Genomic DNA, 24,743 nt, shown 5'->3' on the forward strand with positions numbered 1-24,743 from the left:
AATGACCTGCGGACGGCCGGGCACGTTACAGGCACCCGCCGAATTCCCTCCGCCCCGCGGCTAGGCTCCCCGCCGGGGACGTCGGTGGGGACCGGGGGGAGCTTCGTGGGGACGGTGCTGGGGTGGGGGTACGTGCTGCTGCCGCTGGTCTGCTGGGCGGTGCTGGCGCGGACCAGGGCGGTCGGGGCGGCGGTCGCCGGGGGGCTGGCCGCGTTGGCGGTCGTCCCGGTGGGCCTGGAGTACGGCTGGTTCCACAGCCGGGCCGTCGCGGAGTCGCAGGCCGGCTATCCGCTCGCCGCCGGACTGGTCGTGCTGCTCGGCGCCCTGGCCGAGCACCTGCGGCGCGGCCACCGGCCGGCCGGCGGGTCCGGCCGGACCACCGCCGCGATCGCCCTGACCGCGGCGCACGCGCTGCTCGGCCTCGTGGTCGGCCTGCTCTACCAGCTCGCCGTGCACGAGCCCTTCTCCCCCGAGCGGTACGAGCTGGCGCTGCCGCCGGGCCTCGCCGTCGAGCACGACAGCGGCCCGGACCGGGACTGCGGCCTGCACACCTGTCTGCGCGAGCTCACGGTGGTGAGCACCGAGGGCCTGCCCGCCGCCGAGGTCGCCCGCCGGCTGCGGGAGCGGCTGACGGCGGACGGCTGGCGCACCCGGCCGGACCTCGTCCTGGCCCGTCGGCACGGGTGGCTGCTGGACAAGCGGATCACCCTGCTGACCGTCACCGAGCGGCCGGCCGGGGTCGCCGTCGAACTCGCCGGTCCGGACCGCTCGCCCTGGTGACCTTCGGCCCCTTGCCCCCGCCCGACCGTTCCGCTCGCCGACACGCGTTCACGGTGCGAATGTATGGTCGATATGACCACTTCCTGGGACGACGGGACGGAGAGAACCGCGTGGCGCGCAGCGTGTACGTGACCGGGATCGACCGGGGCGACGGCCGGCAGGCGGTGGAGCTCGGGGTCATGGAGCTGCTCACCCGCCAGGTGGACCGGGTCGGGGTGTTCCGTCCGCTGGTGCACGCCTCCGCACAGGGCGCCGCCGGCTCCGACCACGTGGTCGAGCTGCTGCGGGCCCGCTACCGGCTGGACCTGCCGCCGGCCGACCTCTACGGCCTCGACTACGAGGCGGCCGCCGCGCTGCAGGCCGCCCAGGGCCAGGACGAGCTGGTCTCGGTACTGGTGGACCGGTTCCGGGCGCTGGAGCGCCGCTGCGAGGCAGTGCTGGTGCTGGGCACCGACTTCGCGGACACCAACATCCCCGACGAGCTGGCCTTCAACGCCCGGCTGGCGAACGAGTTCGGCGCCGCCGTGCTGCCGGTGGTCGGCGGCCACGGCGAGGACGCGGACGCGGTGATCGCCGAGGTCCGCAACGCCCACCGCGCGTACACCGACCTCGGTTGCGAGACCCTGGCGATGGTCGCCAACCGGGTCGCCCCGGCGGCCAAGCAGCCGGTCCAGCGCAAGCTGACCGAGAAGCTGCCGATCCCCGCCTACGTCATCCCCGAGGAGCCGGCGCTGGCCGCGCCGACCGTCGCCCAGCTGGTCGAGGCCACCGGCGCCGAGGTGCTGATCGGCGACGCCTCCGGCCTCGCCCGGGACGTGCGCGGCTTCGTCTTCGGCGGCGCCATGCTGCCGACCTTCCTGGACGCGCTGACCGAGGGGGCGCTGGTCGTCACCCCCGGCGACCGCGCCGATCTGGTGATCGGCTCGCTGGCCGCGCACGCCGCCGGCGCCCCGCCGATCGCCGGGGTGCTGCTCACCCTCGGCCAGCACCCCGGCCCGAACGTGATGGCGCTCGCCGCCCGGCTGGCCCCCGGCACCCCGGTGGCGGTCGTCCCGGAGGGCAGCTGGCTCACCGCCGCCGCCCTGACCCATCTGGAGGGCAAGCTCTCCTCGGCCAGCCCGCGGAAGGCCGAGATCGCCCTCGGGCTGTTCGAACTGCACGTGGACACCGCCGAGTTGACCAATCTGATCGAGGTCGGCCGGTCCGAGCGGGTGACCCCGATGATGTTCGAGCACGCGCTGCTGGAACGGGCCAGGGCGGCCCGCCGGCACGTGGTGCTGCCGGAGGGCACCGAGGAGCGGGTGCTGCGCGCCGCCGAGATCCTGCTGCGCCGCAACATCTGCGACCTCACCCTGCTCGGCGAGGTCGACGCCGTCCGCCGCAGGGCCGCCGCCCTGGGCATCGCGCTGCCCGAGCCGGACGCCGGGGCCGACCGGGCCCAGGTGCGGATCGTCGACCCGGCCACCAGCCCGCTGCGCCGCCAGTTCGCCGAGCTGTACGCCAAGCTGCGGGCGCACAAGGGCATGACCGTGGAACTGGCCCTGGACGTGGTCACCGACGTCTCCTACTTCGGCACCCTGATGGTCCAGGAGGGCATCGCCGACGGGATGGTCTCCGGCGCGGTGCACTCCACCGCCGCCACCATCCGGCCCGCGTTCGAGGTGATCAAGACCTCGCCGGGCGCGTCCATCGTGTCCAGCGTCTTCTTCATGTGCCTGGCGGACAAGGTGCTGGTCTACGGCGACTGCGCGGTCAACCCGGACCCGGACGCCCAGCAGCTGGCCGACATCGCCATCCAGTCCGCCGCCACCGCCGCCCAGTTCGGGGTCGAGCCGAGGGTCGCGATGCTGTCCTACTCGACCGGCACCTCCGGCTCCGGGGCGGACGTCGACAAGGTCCGCAAGGCCACCGAGCTGGTCCGCGAGCTGCGCCCGGACATCCTGGTCGAGGGGCCGATCCAGTACGACGCGGCGGTGGACGAGTACGTCGCGGCGACCAAACTGCCGGGCTCGGCGGTGGCGGGCCGGGCGACCGTGCTGATCTTCCCGGACCTCAACACCGGCAACAACACCTACAAGGCGGTGCAGCGCTCGGCGGGCGCGGTCGCCGTCGGGCCGGTGCTCCAGGGGCTGCGCAAGCCGGTCAACGACCTGTCGCGCGGCGCGCTGGTGCAGGACATCGTCAACACGGTGGCGATCACCGCCATCCAGTCCCAGGAGCGCACCGAGGTGAAGGCATGAGTGAAGGTACCCGCGTCCTGGTGCTGAACGCCGGGTCCTCGTCGGTGAAGTACCAGCTGATCGACATGCTGGACGGCGCCCGGCTCGCCTCCGGCCTGGTCGAGCGGATCGGCGAGACCGGCGGGCGGCTGGTGCACACCCCGCGCGGCGGCACCGAGCGGGAGGCCGCCCAGGCCTTCCCCGACCACGGCGCGGCCCTCAAGGCGGTCGCCGAGGAGCTGGCCGCCGACGGCCTCGGCCTGGACTCCCCCGAGCTGGCCGCGATCGGGCACCGGGTGGTGCACGGCGGACTGCGGTTCACCGAGCCGACCGTGATCACCGACGAGGTGCTGCGGGAGATCCGCCGGCTGATCCCGGTGGCGCCGCTGCACAATCCGGCCAACATCACCGGCATCGAGGTGGCCCGCGCGCTGCGGCCCGACCTGCCGCAGGTGGCCGTCTTCGACACCGCCTTCCACGCCTCGATGCCGGAGTACGCCGCCCGGTACGCGATCGACCGGGCGGTGGCCGACGAGCACCGGGTGCGCCGCTACGGCTTCCACGGCACCTCGCACCAGTACGTCTCGCGGGCCACCGCGCGGCTGCTCGGCAAGGACCCGGCCGAGGTCAACGTGATCGTGCTGCACCTGGGCAACGGCGCCTCCGCCTCGGCCGTGAGCGGGGGGCGCTGCGTCGACACCTCGATGGGCCTGACCCCGCTGGAGGGCCTGGTGATGGGCACTCGTTCGGGTGATATCGACGCCGGCGTGGTCTTCCACCTGCACCGGGTCGGCGGCCTGTCGGTCGACGCGATCGACGACCTGCTCAACCGCCGCAGCGGACTGCTGGGCCTGTGCGGCGACAACGACATGCGCGAGATCATGCGCCGCGCCGACGCGGGCGACCAGGACGCGCGACTGGCCTTCGACACCTACGTGCACCGGGTGCGCAAGTACGTCGGCGGCTACTACGCGGTCCTCGGCCGGGTGGACGCGATCGCCTTCACCGCCGGGGTCGGGGAGAACGCCGCGCCGGTGCGCGCGGCGGTCGCCGCCGGCCTGGAGGAACTCGGCATCGCCGTCGACCCGGAGCTCAACTCGGTACGCTCGCGCGAGCCGAGGATCATCTCTCCCGCGCTGCTGCCGTCCGGGAGCCGCGCCCGGGTGGCGGTCGCCGTCGTCCCGACCGACGAGGAGCTGGAGATCGCCCGGCAGACCTTCGCCCTGGTGCACCGATCGGCCGAAAACTGACCCCTCGTCGTCTCGCTCCGCGGAATCCTTCGTCGGCGATTCCTTTCCATTCGGGCCGAATGCACCCATAACACGAACGGATAGACTGATCGATATGCGCCGAGCGAAAATTGTCTGCACCCTGGGTCCCGCGACGGACTCCTACGAACAGCTGAAGGCCATCGTCGAGGCGGGCATGAACGTCGCCCGACTGAACATGAGCCACGGCACCCACGCGGACCACGAGGAGCGGTACCGCAAGGTCCGCCAGGTCTCGGAGGACACCGGCAAGGCCATCGGCGTCCTGGCCGACCTCCAGGGTCCCAAGATCCGTCTGGCGACCTTCGCCAACGGCCCGGTGACCGTCGACAACGGCGACGAGTTCACCATCACCACCGAGGACGTCCCCGGTGACCAGTACATCTGCGGGACCACCTACAAGGGCCTGCCCGGCGACGTCAAGCCCGGCGACCCGGTCCTGATCAACGACGGCGTCATCGCCCTGGAGGTCGTCAGCGTCGACGGCCCGCGGGTGAGGACCGTGGTCGTCGAGGGCGGCGTGCTCTCGAACAACAAGGGCATCAACCTCCCCGGCGCGGCCGTCAACGTGCCCGCCCTGTCCGAGAAGGACAAGGAGGACCTGCGGTTCGCCCTCCGTCTGGGCGTCGACATGGTCGCGCTGTCCTTCGTCCGCAACGCCGCGGACGTCAAGGACGTGCACGCGGTCATGGACGAGGTCGGCATCCGGGTGCCGGTCATCGCCAAGATCGAGAAGCCGCAGGCCGTCGAGGCCATGGAGGAGATCGTCCTCGCCTTCGACGCGATCATGGTGGCGCGCGGCGACCTGGCCGTCGAGTACCCGCTGGAGCGGGTGCCGCTGGTCCAGAAGCAGCTGATCACCCTGGCCCGCCGGAACGCCAAGCCGGTCATCGTCGCCACCCAGATGATGGAGTCGATGATCCACGCCTCGCGCCCCACCCGCGCCGAGGTCTCCGACGTCGCCAACGCCATCCTGGACGGCACCGACGCGGTCATGCTGTCCGCCGAGTCCAGCGTCGGCAAGTACCCGGTCGAGACCGTCCGCACCATGAGCCGGATCTGTGAGAAGGCCGAGGAGGAGCTGCTCTCCCAGGGCCTCCAGCCGCTCAACCCGGGCCGCAAGCCGCGCACCCAGGGCGGCTCGATCGCCCGCGCCGCGTGCGAGCTGGGCGACTTCCTCAACGGCAAGGCGCTGGTCGCGTTCACCAAGTCCGGTGACACCGCGCGCCGGCTCTCCCGCTACCGTTCGCCGATCCCGGTGATCGCGTTCACCCCGGACAACGCCACCCGCAACCAGCTCTCGCTGAGCTGGGGCGTCGAGGCCCACGTCACCGAGCAGGTCGGCTCGACCGACGCGATGGTGGCCCAGGTCGACGGCGAGCTGCTGCGCATCGGCGAGCTGAACGAGGGCGACACGGTCATCGTCACGGCCGGCTCCCCGCCCGGGATCCCCGGCAACACCAACATGGTCCAGGTCCACCACCTGGGCACCCGCAGCGCGTAAGCGGCGCGGAACACGCCCGTGGGGCGGCCCCTCCTCGTCGGAGGGGCCGCCCCACGGGCGTTTCCGGAGCCGGGGCGGATCAGGCCGCCCCGGGGTACGGCTGGTCGTCGTTGTAGAGCTTCATGCCGGGGATCTTCAGGGTCCCGCCGAACTGGCCGGACTGGATCGCGGTCACCCCGGTCAGCTCGATCCACAGCGGCAGCTGGAGCTGGCCGATCAGGTCGTAGAGCCACTGCGGCAGCGGCCCGTCCGGAGTGAGGGTCAGCTCGCCCAGGTCGATCGGGATCGGCAGGCCGAGCACCTTGGCCAGGTGGCCGGAGAGCCGCTCGACGTACATGGTGACCGGGCCCTGGCGCATCGTCGAGACCGAGCCCGGCGCGCCCTTCACGTGGAAGGTCTTGCCGTTCCCCTGCAGCGTCGTCATGTGCAGGTTCTCGATGTCGACCGTCTCCACCTCGAACTTCAGCACCCGCTTGGTACCGGTCGGCGTCTGGACGTTGACCACGCCCAGCAGCACCGCGTGGTTCAGGGTGAGCCGGCTGGTCTGGAGGGTCCAGTTCTGGTCCGGCACCAGGATCGGGTTGTCCGGCGGCTTGCCGGCCGGGCTCAGCGCCTTGGTGTCGACCAGGCAGTTCGGGTCCTTCGACGGGGTGCCCGAGGCGGACGGCGTCGCCGTGGCGGACCCGGCGGCGGGCTTCGCGGACGCCTTGCCGGACGCCTTCGCGGAGGCCGACGCGGAGGGCGCCGTGCCGCCGGTGGCCGGGGCGCCGGTCGTGGGCGCCGCGGTGGGCTTCGGGCTCGTCGGCGCGGTGGTGCCCGGCGCCGTGGTGCCCGGGGCGGTCGGCGCGGCGGTGCCGGCCGGGGTGCCCGTCGGCCCGGTGGACGGGGCGGTGGACGGCCCGCCGGTCCGGGCCGGCGACGCGGAGCCCGACGCGGCGGGCGCGGGGGCGGCCGGGGCGACGGCACGGGTCCCGGCCGCCGGGCTCGCGGTGGCCGTCGGGCTCGGCGTGCCGCCCGGGAGGAGCAGATCGGTGACCCCGCCGACGATGTCGCCGATGAGTCCGGCCTGGACGACCCCGCCGCCGCCCGCCGTACGGGCCTTGGTGGCGGCCGGCTCCGGCGCGGTCGTGCCGGCCGCCGGGGCGGTCGTGGGCGCGGCGGGTACGGTCTCGGCGGGCGCCGTCACGGGCGGTGCCGCGGGCACCGTCGTCGGCCCGGCCGCGGGCGCGGCCGTCGGCTCGGGCGCGGTGGTGGCCGGCGCCTCGGGGATCGGGACGGACGGGCCCGGGATCGGCGGCGGCAGCTCGCTCTTGGGCACCGGTGTCTCGACGACCTTCGGCGGCGCGTCCGGGGCGGTGGCGCACGGCTTGCTGGCCGCGGTCTCCGCGATCGCCGGGTTCGGCGTGTACGTGGCGGCCATCAGCAGCGCGGTCGGCACCGCCGCCATCGCCAGCGCCCGGCCGCGCAGCCGGAGCCGTACGGGTGTGCGGGGCGCCGCGTGCCGGGGCGAACGGCGCTCCGCCGGCTCGGGAAGCTCCTCGCGCGGGTCGCTCACCGGACCTCCTTGGGCTCTGCGGCCTGCTGCGCCGGAACGGTCCCCCCGGCGGCGGGCGGCTCGGCGGCGGGCTCCTCGGTGACCGGCTGCTCGGCGACCGACTGCTCCGCGGCGGGCGCGGCGGAAGGCTGCTCGGTGGCGACGGACTCGGCCGTCGTGCCCTCGGCCGCCTCGGCCACGGTGGCGACCGCCGGCTCGGGCAGCTTGGCCCACGCCATCATCAGTCCGCCGCCGATCAGCCCCGGCAGCAGCGCCATGCCGAAGCCGGCGAGGTTGGAGACCGGGATCGACACCAGCGTCAGCAGCGTGGTGGCGACGCCCGCGAAGATCCGGACGGCGGGCTGGAACCAGGCGGTGAGCCCGAGGATGATCAGGAGCACGCCGATGATCAGCGAACCGGCGCCCGCCGTGGTCGACATGGCGATGGTCACGCCGCCCAAGGACAGGTGCGCGTAGGGGAAGTACAGGATCGGGACGCCGGCGATCATGGCCAGCAGGCCGCCCCAGAAGGGCCTGGAGCGGCGGAAGTCACGGAAGCCCCGCCAGAACGCCCCGACCAGGTTCCGATGTTCGGGCCGAGCCTCGGCCGTTGCGCTGGACATGGTGCAGCTCCTCGATGTCTCTACGAGGGAAGAACTGTGATGTCGGGCCGGGGGCGGTGTTCGCCGCCCCCGGCCCGCGTGGAACCCTCACCCGGACGTGCCGGTGGGCACGCCCTCAGCCGGGGCTCAGAAGCACTCGTTGCCCGCGCCGTCGCCGCTCTTGAGCTTGAGGCTCAGGCCGTTGAGCACGAAGGTGCCGGCCGAGGTGGCGCGCGCGGTCTGCTTGACGTCGGTCAGCACGGCCTGCTTGGCGGCCTGGGAGAAGCCCACCGCGCCGGTCGGGAGCTTCGCACCGGCCTCCTTCAGCGCCGGGTGGCCGTGCCAGCCCTGGGTGGCCGAACCGGTGAGGGTGGAGGCGTCCTGGCCGATGTTGATGTCGGTGAAGGTCGCGTCGGCGTCCAGCTGCTCCAGGTCGATGAGCAGGTTGTGCGCGGTGACCGGCTTCTTGTCGTCGTTGCCGGCGTTCAGCTGGAGGGTGATCTTGCCGAGGCCGAGACGCGACAGGTCGGTGACGACCGACTGGCAGAGGTTGTGGATCTCGGCGTCGTCGAAGGCCGAGACGGCGACCGGGTGCAGCGTTCCGTTGGCCTCGACGTCGACCGCGCCGAACTGGGCGAAGTTGTCGCCCTTCAGGTACGAGGTCTTCACCTTGAACTGCTGGCCGGAGACGCTGAACGACGCGGCGAGCGCGCTGTTGGCGATGGAGACACCGACCATCGCGGTGGCCGCGATGCTCGGGACCATCACCAGGGCGAAGCGCTTCCAGCGGGTCTTGCCGTGGGTCTGGGACATGCGTGTCCTCCTTCTGGACGTACATCTCCGGCTCCCCGGTGGCGCGTCCCGCGTCAATGGGGGCCTGGGATGGGAGAGAGCTACGTCCTCGGTAGCGGAGAGCGCCGTGGCAACACGGGCGATCCCCCCGAGCGACAACCAGTGACCGCGCGGGCAGCGCGGCCTTGCGAAGGACAGGAACCGCCGTGGGAGCGGATACCCCCCTGCCTTCTCGCCGGCGGCGGGGCCGTCGGCAGCCCGGTGGGGATCCCCTACGTCGGGCCCGCCGACCGGCTGCCGGCGGAGGTCGAATCGTGGGGACCGGGCGTGCCGATGCTGCTCGAATCCCGGGCTGAGCACAAGAGGTCGCATTACTGACGGGTAATCCCATACGAGCCGAAACGATCATGGAATCGGCCGGGAAGACACGCAGAGTGACGAAATGGAGGATTAGTGAGGGCGAAATCCCTCGGAAACATCAGCGAAACACCCGTGGACGGTCACATGTCGTGACCGTCCACGGGTGTTGTCAAGATTTGGTAAACCTCAGCGGCGATGACCGGATTGTCGCCAAATCACCAGGCGGCACCGCAGGTCACCCGCCGTGTCACCGGGCCGGGCGCGGCACGCCGTTCGCGGCGACCGACTCAGAACAGCACCCGGGCCAGCGCCTGACGCGCCGCGGTGACCCGCGGGTCCTCGGTGCCGATCACCTCGAACAGCTCCAGCAGCCGCACCCGGACCGCGTCCCGGTCCTCGCCGAAGGTCCTGCCGACCGTCGTCACCAGCCGGCCGAAGGCGTCCTCGACGTGCCCGCCGACCAGGTCCAGGTCGGCCGCGCCCATCTGGGCCGCGACGTCCTTGGGGTCGGCGGCCGCGGCCGCCCTGACCGTCTGCGGGTCCAGCCCCTCGACCCGGTACAGCAGTTGCGCCTGCGCCAGGCCGAGCCTGGCCTCGGTGTTGCCCGGCTGCTCGACCAGCACGTTCCGGTAGGCCTGGACGGCACCGGCCAGGTCGCCCCGGTCCAGCGCGTCGTGGGCGGCGGAGAGCGCCGGGTCCTCCGGTCGCTGCGGGACGGCGGCCTCGCCGCCCTCGGCCGGAGCGCCGGTGCCGCCGACGATGCCGAAACGCTGCTCGGCGACCAGGATCAGCTGGTCCAGCACCTTGCGGACGTTGGCCTCGTTCTCGGCCCCCTGGAACAGCGGCACCAACTGGCCGGCGACCACGGCCATCACGGCCGGGATGCCCTGGATGCCGAACTGCTGGGCGATCAGCTGGTTGGCGTCCACATCGATCTTGGCGAGCACGATCCGGCCGACGTACTCCTCGGCCAGGCGCTCCAGGATCGGACTGAGCTGCTTGCAGGGCCCGCACCACTCGGCCCAGAAGTCGACGACCACCGGCACCTCGGTGGACCGCTGGACGACCTCGGTCTCGAAGGTGTCCTCGGTGACGTCGATGACGAGCTCGTAGCCGACCCCGGCCGGGGCGACCCCGGCCTCCTCGGCGGCGGCCGACTGGCGGGCCCGCTCGGCCCTGGCCTGCTCGGCCTTCTGGGCAGCCTCGCCGGCTGCCTTCACTGCGGCGAGGTCGACCGCGCCACGCAGGGCGGCACTGTTGAGACGAGAATTCCGTGGCTGCATGGCACCATCCTCCCCCGCTCGCGCCGCCGGTGGGCACCAACCTCCCGGAAATCGCCCCGCGCGGGCTGCGCGGTCCCGATCCCCGAGGTGGTGCGCCCACCTCCGAGTAGCCTGAACCGTTCGGCGCGGATCCCCATCCGCGCCCGCGCCGCTCCCGTCCCACGGGGACACGGCGCCTGGTCGTCGCTTTCGCTACGAGTCGTAGCGTAACTGGATCGGGGCCACCCGCCGCAACCCCTATCGGCAGTCGCCCGACGTGAGCTGGGCCACTTTCCCGGGCGCCCCGGCTGACCTGGGTGCGGAGGAGTCGCTACCGTTACCGGTCCCACCCAAGTTACTTACCGGTAAATCGCAAGGAGGCCCGGTGCCGGCCCCCCAGCCACCCGTGACCCCGCCGCACGAGGTCCGCCCGGCCGAGGCCCCCCAGGACGCGCCCCGGGGCCCCGGGCTCCCCACCCCCACCCGCTCCCCGGAGCCCCCCGAGGGGGGCGCCGCCCGGGCCAAGGGGCGGCCGCGCAGCGCCGCCGCCGACCGCGCCATCCTGGACGCCACCCGCGAGGCCCTCGCCGAACTCGGCTGGGGCGGACTGACCATGGGCCATGTGGCGACCAGGGCCGGGGTCGCCAAGACCACCCTGTACCGGCGCTGGCCGTCCAAGAACGAGCTGGTGGTCGACGCCGTCGCGAGCCTCTTCGACGAGCTGGTGATGCCCGACCTCGGCAGCCTGCGGGCCGACATCGAGGCAGTGGTGACCCAGTTCGCCGATCTGCTGGCCCGCCCGGAGACCCAGGCCGCGCTGCTCGCCCTGTTCGCCGAGGGCACCCGCGACCGCCAGCTGCGGCGGCGGATCCGGGAGGCGATCGTCGATCCGCAGAAACGGCTGGTCCGGCAGGGCCGGTCCGCCGCCCAGGCCCGGGGCGAGCTGGCCCCGGACTGCGACGAGGCCGCCGCCCGCGAGGAGATCGACATCATCTTCGACACCATCGCCGGGACGGTCGAGCACCGGGTGCTGGTCAGCGGCGAGCCGATCACCCCGGAGTGGACCCGCCGCTTCACCGGCCTGCTGCTCGGCCCGTTCCCGAGCCTGCTCGACGGCTGAGGGCGGCCGCGGGCACGCCGAAGGGCCGTCCGGCGCCACGGGGCACCGGACGGCCCGACCGTTCGACGCCCTGGAACCGGGCGGCCCGACCGCTCGACGCCCTAGAACCGGGCGGTCTCCCGGTAGATGCCCCACTCCTCGCGCAGGGCGTTGCAGATCTCGCCGAGGGTCGCCTCGGCGCGCACCGCGTCCAGCATCGGCGGGATCATCGACTCGCCGGACCGCGCGGCGGCCAGCATCGCGTCCAGCCCGGCCCGGACCGCGGCCTCGTCGCGGGCCGCCCGGCGGGCGCCCAGCACCCGGACCTGCTCCCGCTCCACCTCGTGGCTGACCCGGAGGATCTCCAGCTCGGGGGTGACGCTGCGGGGGTGGCAGTTGACGCCGACGACCCGCTTCTCGCCCTTCTCCACCGCCTGCTGGTACTGGAAGGCCGCCTCGGCGATCTCGCCGGTGAACCAGCCGTCCTCGATCCCGCGCAGGATCCCGGAGGTGATCTGGCCGATCGGGTGGTCCTCCCGGCCCTTGTCCAGGATCTTCCGGAAGATCTCCTCGGCCTGCTGCTCGATCCGGTCCGTCATCGCCTCGACGTACCAGGAACCGCCCAGCGGGTCGGCCACATTGGTGATGCCGGTCTCCTCCATCAGCACCTGCTGGGTGCGCAGGGCGATCTCGGCGGCCTGCTCGGAGGGCAGCGCCAGGGTCTCGTCCAGGGCGTTGGTGTGCAGCGAGTTGGTGCCGCCGAGCACCGCCGAGAGCGCCTCGACGGCGGTGCGGACCACGTTGTTGTACGGCTGCTGCGCGGTGAGCGAGACACCGGCGGTCTGGGTGTGGAACCGCAGCCACTGGGCCTTGTCTGTCCTGGCGCCGAACCGCTCGCGCATCCAGCGGGCCCAGATCCTCCGGGCGGCGCGGAACTTGGCGATCTCCTCGAAGAAGTCCAGGTGCGCGTCGAAGAAGAACGACAGACCGGGCGCGAAGACGTCCACGTCCAGACCCCGGGAGAGGCCCAGCTCGACGTAGGCGAAGCCGTCGGCCAGGGTGTACGCGAGCTCCTGCGCGGCCGTCGCGCCGGCCTCGCGGATGTGGTAGCCGGAGACCGACAGCGGCTTGTAGGCCGGGATGCCCTCGGCGCAGTGGGCCATCAGGTCGCCGATCAGCCGCAGGTGCGGCTCGGGGGCGAAGAGCCACTCCTTCTGGGCGATGTACTCCTTGAAGATGTCGGTCTGCAGGGTGCCGTTGAGCACGGCCGGGTCGACGCCCTGCCGCTCGGCGGCCACCAGGTACATGCAGAAGATCGGCACGGCCGGGCCGCTGATCGTCATCGAGGTGGTGACCTCGCCCAGCGGGATGCCGCGGAACAGCACCTCCATGTCGGCGGCCGAGTCGATCGCCACACCGCAGTGGCCGACCTCGCCGAGCGAGCGCGCGTCGTCCGAGTCGTAGCCCATCAGGGTCGGCATGTCGAAGGCCACCGAGAGGCCGCCGCCGCCCGCCTCCAGGATCATCCGGTAGCGCTCGTTGGTCTGCTCGGCGTTGCCGAAGCCGGCGAACTGGCGGATGGTCCACGTCCGGCCCCGGTAGCCGGTCGCATGCAGACCGCGGGTGTACGGGTACTCCCCGGGCCAGCCGATCCGCTCGAAGCCCTCGACGGGCTGCCCGGGGGCCGGGCCGTAGACCGGCTCGACCTCGTCCCCGGAGAGGGTGGTGAAGTCCGCGTCCCGCTTGCGGGAGCTGTCGTACCGCTGCTGCCAGCGCTGCCGTCCGCGCTCGATCTCCTCGGCGTCCATGACCCCGAACTCCGCTCCGTACGGCCGCCACACCAACGGGCGGCACAGCTATTAGGACGTCCTACCAATTTACTCGGACGTCCTACTATTTGTCGACGGACACCCGGCCAAGCACACCGGGAGCATGCGAAAGGGCGCCCTCCCCCGGACGGGGAAGGGCGCCCTCTGCGGCTTCTGCGGCCTCGGCGCGGGGGCCGGCGGCGGCTGGGCTCAGACGCCGGCCGGCTGGCGGGCGGCGTCACCGGCGGACTGCCCGGCGGCCGCCTCGGCGACCACCTTGCGCTCGGCGACGAAGGAGGCGAACGGGATGCAGCCGGCGGCCAGGAAGAAGACCATCCGCCCCAGCGGCCACTTGAGCTTCTGGCCGAGCAGGAAGGTCACCACGAAGTACCCGATGTAGAGGTATCCGTGCAGCATCGCGACGTAGGTGGTCACGTCCTCGGCCGCGTGGAAGCCGTACTTCGCGACCATGAAACCGCAGAAGACCAGCAGCGCCACACCGGTCGCAAGGGCCAGGGCGCGGTACCAGCCCAGCAGGGGGGTCGCCTTCATCTCTGCATCGCCTCGTCAGCATCGGGGGGGTACGTCCTGATCCGCGCACCGCTCCCACGAGGGTAGCCGCCCTCACGCCCCGCCCGGCGCAGGCCCCTCGCCCGGCAGCTCGGCGAAGTCGCCGGCCGCCACCCGCAGCGGGCGCAGCAGGTCGAACACCTCGCGGCACTGCCCGCCGTCGAACTCCTCCAGGCCGAAGTCCATCTCCATGAGCTCCCCGGTGGCCCCCTCGACGACCTCGCGCCCCCGGTCGGTGATCGTGGCGAGCACGCCCCGGCCGTCCAGCGGATTGGGGCGGCGGGCGACCAGCCCGGCCCGCTCCAGGCGGTCGACGGTGTTGGTGACGCTGGTCGGGTGGACCATCAGGCGCTCGCCGATCTTGGAGAGCGACAGCTCCCCGGTCCGGCTGAAGGTGAGCAGCACCAGCGCCTCGTAGCGGGCGAAGGTCAGCCCGTACGGCTTGAGCACCGCGTCCACGCGGGACAGCAGGATCTGGTGGGCCCGCATGATCGAGGTGATCGCCGCCATCGCGGGGACGGCTCCCCAGCGGCGGGTCCACAGCTCGTCGGCACGGGCGATCGGGTCGAAGTCGAGTGCGAGGGGCTTGGCCACCTCCCAACCGTACCGGCGGGAGGGGTCGGTGCTACCAGGCGTCCTGAGGGATGGACAAGCGCGACACGTGGCGGGATCACGCCAGCGGGCCCGTCAGGTCCGTACCAGCACGTTGCGGGGGTGTGAACGGGTACCAACCGTTCCGCCGGCCGGGCCGGGAGGCCCCCGGACCGCCCGCGGACGGCATCGGCGCCGCTACCGGGCGGCGGTTCGGGCCGGAACCCGTGGCCGGGCCGGCGGATTCGCCCCATTCCTCACTCTGTTCACGTTCCGCCACATTGGCGAGACCTGGCCAATCCATGAACAAGACCTGTCATTTCACTTATTGGATTGTCATGCTTTCGCCCAGCCCCGTCCGGTGGCCACCGCCCCACTCACCGGTGACCGCCGTGGACCGCACGGAGCAGCACGCCAGCGCCCGTTCCGCCCCTAAGGTGCCAACCCCGGCACCCCGGAGCGAGGCGCGACCGCGCACACGCGGTTTCCCGGAAGGACCTGTACGTGAAGCGATCGCTCGCAGCCGGCGCCGTACTCTCCGCCACCGCCCTCCTCACCGGCGTCATCCAGGTGAGCACCGCTGCCCAGGCCACCCCCACCCCCTCGGTCCAGGCCCAGGCCGCCGAGCACCGCGCCGGCCTGATCGCGCTGGCGAACGGCGAGTCCGGCCCGCTGACCAAGGCGCTCGGCCTCGGCGGCAAGGAGACCCTGGTCGCCAAGGACGCCGTGGTGGACGCCGACGGCACCCGCCACCTCCGCTTCGAGCGCACCTACGCCGGACTCCCGGTGCTGGGCGGCGACCTGGTCGTGCACCAGGCCGCCGGCGGCGCGGTCGAGGCCGTGGACAAGGCCGTCACCGCGCCGATCGCGGTGCCCAGCCTGACCCCGGCGATCCCGGCCGACAAGGCCGCCGCCCAGGCCTCCGGCGCGGTCGCCTCCAGTGTCGGCATCGCCGCCGACAAGGACGAGTCCCCGCTCGCCGAGGTGCACCAGGCCGGGGCCGCCCAGCTGGTCGTCTGGGCCGCCGACGGCAACCCGCGGCTGGCGTACCGGACCACCGTCCAGGGCGTGCGCGCCGACGGCACCCCGAGCAGCCAGCTGCTGGTCACCGACGCCGCCACCGGCGAGGTGCTGTCCACCCACGAGCAGGTGCAGACCGCCACCGGCACCGGCAAGGGCGTCTTCGTCGGCAGCGTCCCGCTGACCACCACCAAGAGCGGGTCCACCTACCAGCTGAAGGACACCACCCGCGGCGGGCAGTCCACCAGCGACCTCAAGGGCAAGACCTCGGGCTCCGGCACCCTCTTCACCGACGCCGACAACGCCTGGGGCGACGGCACCGCCGCCAACCGCCAGTCGGCCGCGGTGGACGCGCAGTTCGGCGCGGCGGCCACCTGGGACTACTACAAGAACACCTTCGGCCGCAGCGGCATCAAGAACAACGGCGTGGGCGCCACCAGCCGGGTCCACTACGGGCGCAACTACGTCAACGCGTTCTGGGACGACACCTGCTTCTGCATGACCTACGGCGACGGCAGCGGCAACACCAACCCGCTGACCGCGCTGGACGTCGCGGGCCACGAGATGACCCACGGCGTCACCTCGGCCACCGCCGGCCTGAACTACTCGGGCGAGTCCGGCGGCCTCAACGAGGCCACCTCGGACATCTTCGGCACCATGGTCGAGTGGTCCGCGAACCTCCCCGCCGACAAGCCGGACTACCTCATCGGCGAGGAGATCGACATCAACGGCGACGGCACGCCGCTGCGCTACATGGACAAGCCCTCCAAGGACGGCGGCTCGGCCGACTACTGGTCCTCCTCGGTCGGCAACCTGGACGTGCACTACTCCTCGGGCGTGGCCAACCACTTCTTCTACCTGCTGGCCGAGGGCAGCGGCGCGAAGACCGTCAACGGCGTCGCGTACAACAGCCCGACCTCCAACGGCTCGACGCTCACCGGCATCGGCCGCGACAAGGCCGCGGCGATCTGGTACCGCGCGCTGACGGTCTACTTCACCTCGACCACCAACTACAAGGCGGCCCGGACCGGCACCCTGAGCGCCGCGAAGGACCTCTACGGCGCCGGCAGCGCCGAGTACAACGCGGTCGCGGCCGCGTGGAGCGGCGTCAACGTCAACTGACGCGCGGTCCGACGGACGTCCGGGGCCCTCACTGGGAGGGGAGGCCCCGGACGTCCGTCCTTTTCCGGCGTCCGGCGGCCCCTCCCGCGCGTCCGCCCGCCCCTCCCCCGCGTCCGGCCGTCCTTTCCCGCGCGCCCGTCCCTCCCGCGCGCCCGCCCGTTCCTCCTCCGCCCGCGTAGCAAGACCGGCGGAGGCCGACAAGGGCCGCCGCTGGCGGGATCCCGCCAGCGGACGAAAGCGGACAACCGGCACAACCGTCGCACCGCCACCACCCGTTGGGGCCTTGGCGAGACCTGGCCAATACCCGGTCGCTCCCTGTTGTTCGCCGAACTGACTTGTCATGCTTCTGCCCAAGCCCCGTCCGGACGTCCGTCGCCCCACCCACCGACGGACCGTCAGGCCGCACGGAGCAGCACGTCAACGCCCTACCGCCCCAAGGCGCCAACCCCGGCGCCCCGGTACGCGGCGTGACCGCGCACCCGCGGTTTCGTGGAAGGAACCCCGCACGTGAAGCGAAAGCTGACAGCCGGCGCCGTACTCTCCGCCTCCGCACTTCTGGCCGGCGCCATCCAGGTCGCCGCCGCCCCCGCCCAGGCCGCCCCCGTCCAGCAGCGCGAGGCGATCATCGCCCTGGCCGGCCAGCAGGCCGCGCCGGTGGCGAAGGCCATCGGCCTCGGCGGCCAGGAGCAGCTGATCGTCAAGGACGCGATCGTCGACGCCAACGGCACCCGCCACCTGCGCTACGACCGGACCTACGCCGGCCTGCCGGTCCTGGGCGGCGACCTCATCGTCCACCAGAAGGCGAACGGCACCGTCGCCTCCGTGGACCGCGCCTTCGACGGCCGGCTCTCGCTGCCGAGCCTCACCCCCAAGCTCTCCGCCGGCACCGCCTCCACCCAGGCCGTCGACTCGGTCCGGGCCACCGTCGGGATCGCCCCGGCCGACGAGGACGCGTCGCCGGTCACCCGGGTCGACGGCGCGAGCAGCCCGACCCTGGTGGTCTGGGCGGGCGACGGCAGCCCGCGGCTGGCGTACCAGACCGTGGTCCACGGCGAGCGCGCCGACGGCACCCCGAGCAGCCAGCGGCTGGTCACCGACGCCGCCACCGGCCAGCTGCTCTCCACCCACGAGGAGGTGCAGACCGCCACCGGCACCGGCAAGGGCGTGCACGTCGGGACGGTGACCCTGACCACCACCCAGAGCGGGTCCACCTACCAGCTCAAGGACGCCTCCCGCGGCAACCAGTGGACCGGCAACGCCAAGAGCGGCAACGCGCTGTACACCGACGCGGACAACAACTGGGGCAACGGCAGCGCCTCGGACACCCAGTCCGCCGCGGTCGACGCGCAGTTCGGCACCGGGGCGACCTGGGACTACTACAAGGCCAAGTTCAACCGGAACGGCATCAAGAACAACGGTGTCGGCGCCAGCAACCGGGTGCACTACGGCAACGCCTACGTCAACGCCTTCTGGCAGGACTCCTGCTTCTGCATGACCTACGGCGACGGCACCGGCAACGTCAACCCGCTGACCGCCATCGACGTGGCTGGCCACGAGATGAGCCACGGCGTCACGGCGGCGACCGCCAACCTCACCTACTCCGGCGAGTCCGGCGGCCTCAACGAGGCCACCTCGGACATCTTCGGCACCATGGTCGAGTGGTACGCCAACCTGCCCTCGGACGTGCCGGACTACCTGATCGGCGAGAAGATCAACATCTTCGGCAACGGTCAGCCGCTGCGCTACATGGACAAGCCCTCCAAGGACGGCTCGTCCAAGGACTCCTGGTACTCCGGGATCGGCAGCATCGACGTCCACTACTCCTCGGGTGTCGCCAACCACTTCTTCTACCTGCTGTCGGAGGGCAGCGGCGCGAAGGTGATCAACGGCGTCAGCTACAACAGCCCGACCTCGAACGGCTCCACGATCACCGGCATCGGCCGCGACAAGGCCGCCGCGATCTGGTACCGCGCGCTGACGACCTACTTCACCTCGAGCACCAACTACAAGGCCGCCCGCACCGGCACGCTGAACGCCGCCAAGGACCTCTACGGCGCCGGCAGCGTGGAGTACAACACGGTGGCCGCGGCCTGGAGCGCGGTGAACGTCAACTAGTCGGGACCGGACCACTCCCGGAAATGCGACAGGCTGCCGGGGCCCACTGGGAGAGGGGGCCCCGGCAGCCTGTCGGCGTCGGGCGTCGGGAGGGCTCGCGCGGGCCCGTCAGGCCGCGGCCGGCACCGCGGCCGCGGCCCCGGCGCGCTCCTCCTTGGCGAGCATCCGCTCGGCCACGAAGCCGCCGCCGGGCAGCACCGACAGGACGAACAGCACGGCACCGCGCTTGACGTCCCACTTCTGCGACTGCCAGGCCATGATCCAGAAGACCACGTAGAGGATGAACAGGATCCCGTGGACCATGCCCATCACCGGCACGCCGTTGAAGCTGGTGGTGCGCTTGAGCACCGAGCACAGCAGCAGGAGCAGGAACGAGACCCCTTCGGGGCCGGAGACCAGGCGCAGACGGTGGACGGCGCTGCTGTTCACGATGGGTACCTCGATACGGGGGCTCGGAGATCGCTTGTGAACCGACTCACAAGCATCCGCCCCATTATCACCGAGCACATGTCCGACCCCGTCGCCGGGGTGCGGGGAGCGGAGTCCGGACGGCCGCTTTGTACCGGACGCGTACCAGAACCGGGCCTCCCCCTCCCCCGCCCGGCCCGCCGACCGCTACATTGCGGCCGTGGCACAGTTTCGACTCCAGGGGTCCAAGACGCTCGCCGTCGACATGACCGGCGACCTCGTGAAGGCCAAGAACGGTTCGATGGTCGCGTACACCGGCCAGATGAACTTCAAGAAGCTCAGCGGTGGCGGTGACGGCATCCGCGGCATGGTGACCCGTCGGCTCACCGGCGAGCAGATGACCGTCATGGAGGTGAAAGGACAGGGCACCTGCTACTTCGCCGACCAGGCCACCGAGATCAACCTGGTGCGGCTGAACGGCGAGACGCTCTACGTCGAGTCCGACAATCTGCTCTGCACCGAGGGCACCCTCAAGACCGGTACCAGCTTCACCGGCCTGAACGGCGTCTCCTCCGGCAACGGCCTGTTCACCACCAAGGTCGAGGGGCACGGCTGGGCCGCCGTCACCTCCAAGGGGCCGGCGATCATCCTCCGGGTGTCCCAGGGCATGCCGCTGCGGGTCGACCCCGGCGCCTACGTGGCGCACACCGGCAACCTCAACCGCTCCATCAAGTCCGGCGCCGGCTGGAGCACCTTCATCGGCGAGGGCGGCGGCGAGGCCGTCCAGGTGGAGTTCACCGGCGAGGGGCTGGTCTACGTGCAGCCCTCCGAGAAGCTCACCATCGGGGGCGACGTCTGATGGCGTTCACGAAGATCAACAGCAAGATGATCGAGGCCCGGGTCGTACCGGGCCAGCGGCTGTTCAGCCAGCGCGGCGCGATGCTCGCGTACACCGGCGAGGTGCGGTTCACGCCGAACATCACCGGCGGCCAGGGCGGCGTCATGTCGATGATCGGCCGCCGGGTGGCCAACGAGGACACCCCGCTGATGACCGTCGAGGGCCAGGGCAGCGTGATGTTCGGCCACGGCGGGCACCACGTGCAGGTGATCGACCTGACCGGCGACACCCTGTACGTCGAGGCCGACCGGCTGCTCGCCTTCGAGGGCTCGCTGCAGCAGTCCACCATGTTCATGGGCTCGCAGGGCGGTGTGATGGGCATGGTCCGGGGCCAGGTGACGGGCCAGGGCCTGTTCACCACCAAGCTGGACGGCCACGGCGCGGTCGCGGTGATGGCGCACGGCGGCGTCTTCGAGCTGCCGATCACCCCGCACCAGCCGGTGCACGTGGACCCGCAGGCCTATGTCGCGCACCGCGGCCAGGTCCAGAACAAGCTGTCGACCGCGCTGGGGTGGCGCGACATGATCGGCCGCGGCTCCGGCGAGGCGTTCCAGCTGGAGCTGTCCGGGCACGGCACGGTGTACGTGCAGGCGAGCGAGGAGAAGCTCTGATGTCCTACCCGCCGCAGCCCCCGTACGGGCAGCCCCAGGACCCCTACGGCCAGTCCCCGTACGGCCAGCCGACCCAGCCCGGCTACCCCGCCGCACCGCCGCCCGGCTACCCGCCGCAGGGCTACCCCCAGCAGGGCCAGCAGCCCTACCCGCCGCAGGGCTACCCGCAGCAGGGCGGCTACCCGCCGCCCCCGCCGCAGGGCTACCCGGCCCAGCCGCCGCAGCAGTACGCCCAGGAGCAGTACGGCGGCGCCCAGGCCCCGCTGCCCAAGGCGCAGGACGGCACCGGGCCGGTCGTCCACGACGTGCACAGCCTGCCGTCCAACGACAACGTCAACCCGTACGCCTTCTCGGTGGACCTCAACGGCTCGTACTTCCTGCAGAAGGGCAAGATGATCGCCTACTACGGCGACATCTCCTTCAAGGGCGTCGGCGCCGGGGCGATCGACCGGATGCTCGGCCAGCACTTCAACTCGCCGATGCACGCCGCGGACTGGGTGGTCGCCGAGGGCCGCGGCAAGCTGCTGCTGGCGGACCGGGCCTTCGACCTCAACTCCTACGACCTGGAGGAGGGGAACCTGACGGTCCGCTCGGGGAACCTGCTGGCCTACGAGCCCACCCTGCGGCTCAAGCAGTCGATCATCCCGGGCTTCCTGACCCTGATCGGCAGCGGCAAGTTCGTCGCCGCCTCGAACGGGCCGGTGCACTTCGTCGAGCCGCCGATCCGGGTGGACCCGCAGGCGCTGGTCGGCTGGGCCGACTGCCCGGCACCGTGCCACCACTACGACCACGACTACATGCACGGCGTGATCGGCGGCCTGCGCCGGCTCACCGGGCTGGGCGGGGCCTCCGGCGAGGAGCACCAGTTCGAGTTCATCGGCGCCGGCCAGGTGCTGCTCCAGTCCAGCGAGGTGCTGATGGCCGAGCGCGCCGTCGGCCAGGTGCACGCCGAGGCCGGGGTGCCGATGGGCGGGGTGCCCGGCCAGCACGGCGCCGGCCACGGCAGCCAGCTGCCGAACGTGAACGTGCCCGGCCTCGGCAACCTGGGCGACCTCGGGCGGCGCTTCGGGCTCTGACCCGCCCCCGCCCGCCGGTCCGACCGCCGCGGCGCCGCGCCACCCGCGCGGCGCCGCGGCCGGACCGCGACCGCCGGACCGCGACCGCAGCCGTGTGAACGCCGGTAAAGTCGTACAACATTGAACTAAGTGCGGTATCGTAGAACCATGGACACGCACATCGTCGACCCGGCAGACGCCTCGGCCCCGCAGCCCGAAGGGCCCGAGGAGGAGACCCCCTGGCTGACCGTCCGGGAGCAGCGGTTGTGGCGCGCCCACCTGGAGGTCGCCAAGCTGCTGGAGTACCAGCTGAGCCGCGAGCTCCAGCCGCACAACCTGGCGATCAACGACTACGAGATCCTGGTCGTGCTCTCCGAGGCGCCCGAGCGGCGGCTGCGGATGACCGACCTGGCCACCGCGACCCTCCAGTCGAAGAGCCGGCTCTCGCACCAGATCACCCGGATGGAGAACGCCGGGCTGGTGCTGCGCCAGGAGTGTCCCGGCGACCGCCGGGGCCTCTACGCCAACCTCACCGAGCAGGGCTGGAAGACCATGCAGCGGGTCGCGCCCTGCCACGTACGCAGCGTCCGGGCGCACTTCATCGACCGCTTCTCGCCCGAGCAGCTCGACGCGATGTACGAGGCGCTCGCCCCGGTCGCCGAGCACCTGCGCGGCCTGCGCGGACGCGGCTGAGCGTCCCGACCGGGCCCCGCGGCCGGCACCCCTCGGCGGGGGGCGCCGGCCGTGGCACGGGCTCAGCCGGTGGTCAGGCCGGCCACCAAACGGTCGGACGCGCCGTACGGGTCCAGCTCGCCGGCCACCACCTGCTCGGCCAGCGCGGCCAGCTGCCGGTCGCCGTGCAGGTCCCCGATCCGGGCCCGCAGCGCGGACAGCGCGATCGCCTCGATCTCCTGGGCGGCCCGGCGGCGGCGCCGCACCTCCAGCTCGCCGTGCTCCTCCAGCCAGGCGCGGTGCTTCTCCAGCGCCTCCACCACCTCGTCCACGCCCTCGCCCCGGGCCGCCACGGTCTTCACGATCGGCGGGCGCCAGGCCCCCGCCTCGCGGGCCTCGCCGAGGCCCAGCATGTGGTTCAGCTCCCTGGCGGTGGCGTCGGCGCCGTCCCGGTCGGCCTTGTTGACCACGAACAGGTCGCCGATCTCCAGGATCCCGGCCTTGGCGGCCTGGATGCCGTCGCCCATGCCGGGGGCGAGCAGCACCACCGCGGTGTCGGCCTGCGCGGCGATCTCCACCTCGGACTGGCCGACGCCGACGGTCTCGACCAGGATCACGTCGCAGCCGGCCGCGTCCAGCACCCGCAGTGCCTGCGGCGCGGCCCAGGACAGACCGCCCAGGTGGCCCCGGGTGGCCATCGAGCGGATGAACACCTCGGGGTCGGTGGCGTGGTCCTGCATCCGGACCCGGTCGCCGAGCAGCGCGCCGCCGGAGAACGGCGAGGACGGGTCGACCGCCAGCACGCCGACCCGCTTGCCCAGCCGCCGGTAGGCGGAGACCAGCGCCGAGGTGGAGGTGGACTTGCCCACGCCCGGCGAGCCGGTCAGCCCGACCGTGTAGGCGTGCCCGGTGTACGGCGCCAGCGCGGCCATCACCTCGCGCAGCTCCGGCGCGGCGTTCTCGACCAGTGAGATCAGGCGGGCGACGGCCCGCGGACGGCCCTGCCGGGCCTGCTCGACCAGGGTCGGCACATCGATCATGGGTGGGTCTCCTTGCGCCGAAGGGCTGCGCCCCGCTTGTGGCGGTGCGCAGCCCCGGTGTGATTCGGTCGGTGGGCCGGCGTCGGTCAGGCCTTGGGGACCCGCACGATCAGCGCGTCGCCCTGGCCGCCACCACCGCAGAGCGCGGCCGCGCCGATGCCGCCGCCGCGGCGCTTCAGTTCCAGCGCGAGGTGCAGCACGACCCGGGCGCCGGACATCCCGATCGGGTGACCCAGCGCGATCGCGCCGCCGTTGACGTTGACGATCTCCGGGGAGACGCCGAGGTCCTTGGTCGACTGGTGCGCGACGGCGGCGAAGGCCTCGTTGATCTCGATCAGGTCGAGGTCCTCGACCGTGATGCCCTCCTTGGCCACCGCGTGCTTGATCGCGTTGGACGGCTGCGACTGCAGCGAGTTGTCCGGGCCCGCGACGTTGCCGTGCGCGCCGATCTCGGCGATCCAGCTCAGGCCCAGCTCCTCGGCCTTGGCCCGGCTCATCACGACCACGGCGGCGGCGCCGTCCGAGATCTGCGAGGAGGTGCCGGCGGTGATGGTGCCGTCCTTGGTGAACGCCGGGCGCAGCCGGGCCAGGCCCTCGACCGTGGTGTCGGCGCGGATGCCCTCGTCCTGGCCGAACACGACCGGCTCGCCCTTGCGCTGCGGGATCTCCACCGGGACGATCTCGGCGTCGAAGATCCCATCGGCCTGGGCCTTGGCCGCGCGCTGGTGCGAGGCGGCGGCGATCTCGTCCTGGACCTCGCGCGGGATGCCGAGCCGGGTGTTGTGCTTCTCGGTGGACTCGCCCATCGGGATGTTCTCGTAGGCGTCGGTCAGGCCGTCGTGGGCCATCGCGTCGAGCAGCTCGATCGCGCCGTACTTGTAGCCCTCGCGGGACTTCGGCAGCAGGTGCGGGGCGTTGGTCATGGACTCCTGGCCGCCGGCCACCACGATGTCGAACTCGCCGGCCCGGATCAGCTGGTCGGCCAGCGCGATGGCGTCCAGGCCGGAGAGGCACACCTTGTTGATGGTGAGCGCCGGGACGTTCAGCGGGATGCCGGCCTTGACGGCGGCCTGGCGGGCCGGGATCTGGCCCGCGCCGGCCTGGAGCACCTGCCCCATGATCACGTACTGGACCTGGTCGCCGGTGACGCCGGCCCGCTCCAGCGCGGCCTTGATCGCGAAGGCGCCGAGCTCCGCGCCGGAGAAGCCCTTCAGGGAGCCGAGCAGCCGGCCCATCGGGGTCCGTGCCCCGGCAACGATCACAGAGGTGGTGTTGGTCATGGGACGAGCCCCTTCGCACGTCGTGGCCAGGTGGAGGATTCCGCTCAATGTACTGACCTGTTACCCCCCCGTCACCGGACCCATGGTGTGATCGAGCGCACTGGCACGCTCCGGTCAACACCGTGCCGACCCG

General features: G+C 72.3%; 21 protein-coding genes. 11 read left to right on the forward strand and 10 right to left on the reverse strand.

Annotation, left to right across the window (positions count from 1 at the left end; all coding sequences use genetic code 11):
- Positions 1-105: 105 nt before the first annotated feature.
- The 4 genes from BLU95_RS15135 (at position 106) to pyk (ending at position 5,771) form a co-directional block, all read left to right on the forward strand.
- Positions 106-780, forward strand: a complete 675-nt coding sequence (locus BLU95_RS15135; protein WP_093860470.1) for a hypothetical protein — start codon at positions 106-108, stop codon at positions 778-780.
- A 110-nt stretch (positions 781-890) separates the two neighbouring features.
- Positions 891-3,020 (forward strand): phosphate acetyltransferase, encoded by a 2,130-nt coding sequence (gene pta / locus BLU95_RS15140; protein WP_093860471.1) that lies wholly within the window; start codon positions 891-893, stop codon positions 3,018-3,020.
- A complete protein-coding gene (locus tag BLU95_RS15145) occupies positions 3,017-4,249 on the forward strand; it encodes an acetate kinase (protein WP_093860472.1) in 1,233 nt (410 codons plus the stop codon). Before pta ends, BLU95_RS15145 begins: the two co-directional genes overlap by 4 nt.
- Positions 4,250-4,343: 94 nt before the next feature.
- Positions 4,344-5,771 (forward strand): pyruvate kinase, encoded by a 1,428-nt coding sequence (gene pyk, locus BLU95_RS15150; RefSeq protein ID WP_093860473.1) that lies wholly within the window; start codon positions 4,344-4,346, stop codon positions 5,769-5,771.
- A 79-nt stretch (positions 5,772-5,850) separates the two neighbouring features.
- On the opposite strand, the gene BLU95_RS15155 is transcribed toward pyk, so the two are convergent.
- The 4 genes from BLU95_RS15155 to BLU95_RS15170 all read right to left on the reverse strand — a co-directional run bounded on the left by BLU95_RS15155 (position 5,851) and on the right by BLU95_RS15170 (position 10,342).
- The gene (locus BLU95_RS15155) at positions 5,851-7,326 is read right to left on the reverse strand and encodes a hypothetical protein (RefSeq protein ID WP_093860474.1); all 1,476 of its coding nucleotides are present in this window, start codon (positions 7,324-7,326) and stop codon (positions 5,851-5,853) included.
- A complete protein-coding gene (locus tag BLU95_RS15160; protein WP_093860475.1) occupies positions 7,323-7,928 on the reverse strand; it encodes a DUF6114 domain-containing protein in 606 nt (201 codons plus the stop codon). Before BLU95_RS15160 ends, BLU95_RS15155 begins: the two co-directional genes overlap by 4 nt.
- A gap of 126 nt (positions 7,929-8,054) precedes the next feature.
- Complete coding sequence (locus BLU95_RS15165) at positions 8,055-8,720, reverse strand: DUF6230 family protein (protein ID WP_093860476.1); 666 nt, start codon at positions 8,718-8,720, stop codon at positions 8,055-8,057.
- 626 nt (positions 8,721-9,346) lie between these two features.
- The gene (locus BLU95_RS15170) at positions 9,347-10,342 is read right to left on the reverse strand and encodes a tetratricopeptide repeat protein (protein ID WP_093860477.1); all 996 of its coding nucleotides are present in this window, start codon (positions 10,340-10,342) and stop codon (positions 9,347-9,349) included.
- A 538-nt stretch (positions 10,343-10,880) separates the two neighbouring features.
- On the opposite strand from BLU95_RS15170, the gene BLU95_RS15175 reads away from it, so the two are divergent.
- A complete protein-coding gene (locus BLU95_RS15175) occupies positions 10,881-11,441 on the forward strand; it encodes a TetR/AcrR family transcriptional regulator (protein ID WP_231978765.1) in 561 nt (186 codons plus the stop codon).
- Positions 11,442-11,542: 101 nt separating this feature from the next.
- Here the strand turns inward: BLU95_RS15175 and icmA are convergent, their stop codons facing one another.
- From icmA to BLU95_RS15190, 3 genes are all read right to left on the reverse strand, one after another.
- Complete coding sequence (gene icmA / locus BLU95_RS15180) at positions 11,543-13,228, reverse strand: coenzyme B12-dependent isobutyryl-CoA mutase large subunit (RefSeq protein WP_093860479.1); 1,686 nt, start codon at positions 13,226-13,228, stop codon at positions 11,543-11,545.
- Positions 13,229-13,438: 210 nt separating this feature from the next.
- Positions 13,439-13,780 carry a DUF3817 domain-containing protein gene (locus BLU95_RS15185; RefSeq protein WP_093860480.1) on the reverse strand — a complete coding sequence of 114 codons (342 nt, stop codon included), beginning with the start codon at positions 13,778-13,780 and terminating at the stop codon, positions 13,439-13,441.
- A 72-nt stretch (positions 13,781-13,852) separates the two neighbouring features.
- Positions 13,853-14,392 (reverse strand): MarR family winged helix-turn-helix transcriptional regulator, encoded by a 540-nt coding sequence (locus tag BLU95_RS15190; protein WP_093860481.1) that lies wholly within the window; start codon positions 14,390-14,392, stop codon positions 13,853-13,855.
- A gap of 501 nt (positions 14,393-14,893) precedes the next feature.
- Between BLU95_RS15190 and BLU95_RS15195 the strand changes: the two genes are divergently transcribed.
- Both BLU95_RS15195 and BLU95_RS15200 read left to right on the forward strand, forming a co-directional pair.
- On the forward strand, positions 14,894-16,531 hold the full coding sequence (locus tag BLU95_RS15195) for a M4 family metallopeptidase (RefSeq protein WP_093860482.1): 1,638 nt from the start codon (positions 14,894-14,896) through the stop codon (positions 16,529-16,531).
- Between the two features lie 507 nt (positions 16,532-17,038).
- Positions 17,039-18,646 (forward strand): M4 family metallopeptidase, encoded by a 1,608-nt coding sequence (locus BLU95_RS15200; protein ID WP_093860483.1) that lies wholly within the window; start codon positions 17,039-17,041, stop codon positions 18,644-18,646.
- Positions 18,647-18,754: 108 nt separating this feature from the next.
- On the opposite strand, the gene BLU95_RS15205 is transcribed toward BLU95_RS15200, so the two are convergent.
- Positions 18,755-19,078 (reverse strand): DUF3817 domain-containing protein, encoded by a 324-nt coding sequence (locus BLU95_RS15205; protein ID WP_045941605.1) that lies wholly within the window; start codon positions 19,076-19,078, stop codon positions 18,755-18,757.
- 196 nt (positions 19,079-19,274) lie between these two features.
- Between BLU95_RS15205 and BLU95_RS15210 the strand changes: the two genes are divergently transcribed.
- From BLU95_RS15210 to BLU95_RS15225, 4 genes are all read left to right on the forward strand, one after another.
- Positions 19,275-19,913, forward strand: a complete 639-nt coding sequence (locus BLU95_RS15210) for an AIM24 family protein (protein ID WP_093860484.1) — start codon at positions 19,275-19,277, stop codon at positions 19,911-19,913.
- On the forward strand, positions 19,913-20,563 hold the full coding sequence (locus BLU95_RS15215) for an AIM24 family protein (RefSeq protein WP_093860485.1): 651 nt from the start codon (positions 19,913-19,915) through the stop codon (positions 20,561-20,563). The genes BLU95_RS15210 and BLU95_RS15215 overlap by 1 nt, the downstream gene beginning before the upstream one ends.
- Before the next feature lie 263 nt (positions 20,564-20,826).
- Positions 20,827-21,639, forward strand: coding sequence for an AIM24 family protein (locus BLU95_RS15220; RefSeq protein WP_231978766.1), 813 nt, complete (start codon positions 20,827-20,829; stop codon positions 21,637-21,639).
- Positions 21,640-21,786: 147 nt separating this feature from the next.
- Complete coding sequence (locus BLU95_RS15225; RefSeq protein ID WP_093860487.1) at positions 21,787-22,311, forward strand: MarR family winged helix-turn-helix transcriptional regulator; 525 nt, start codon at positions 21,787-21,789, stop codon at positions 22,309-22,311.
- 62 nt (positions 22,312-22,373) lie between these two features.
- Here the strand turns inward: BLU95_RS15225 and meaB are convergent, their stop codons facing one another.
- Positions 22,374-23,330 (reverse strand): methylmalonyl Co-A mutase-associated GTPase MeaB, encoded by a 957-nt coding sequence (meaB, locus tag BLU95_RS15230; RefSeq protein ID WP_093860488.1) that lies wholly within the window; start codon positions 23,328-23,330, stop codon positions 22,374-22,376.
- Positions 23,331-23,416: 86 nt separating this feature from the next.
- Positions 23,417-24,610 carry an acetyl-CoA C-acetyltransferase gene (locus BLU95_RS15235; protein ID WP_093860489.1) on the reverse strand — a complete coding sequence of 398 codons (1,194 nt, stop codon included), beginning with the start codon at positions 24,608-24,610 and terminating at the stop codon, positions 23,417-23,419.
- Positions 24,611-24,743: the final 133 nt, after the last annotated feature.

Origin of the sequence: Streptomyces sp. TLI_053, from assembly GCF_900105395.1 — a bacterium.
In the GTDB taxonomy this organism is placed as follows: domain Bacteria; phylum Actinomycetota; class Actinomycetes; order Streptomycetales; family Streptomycetaceae; genus Kitasatospora.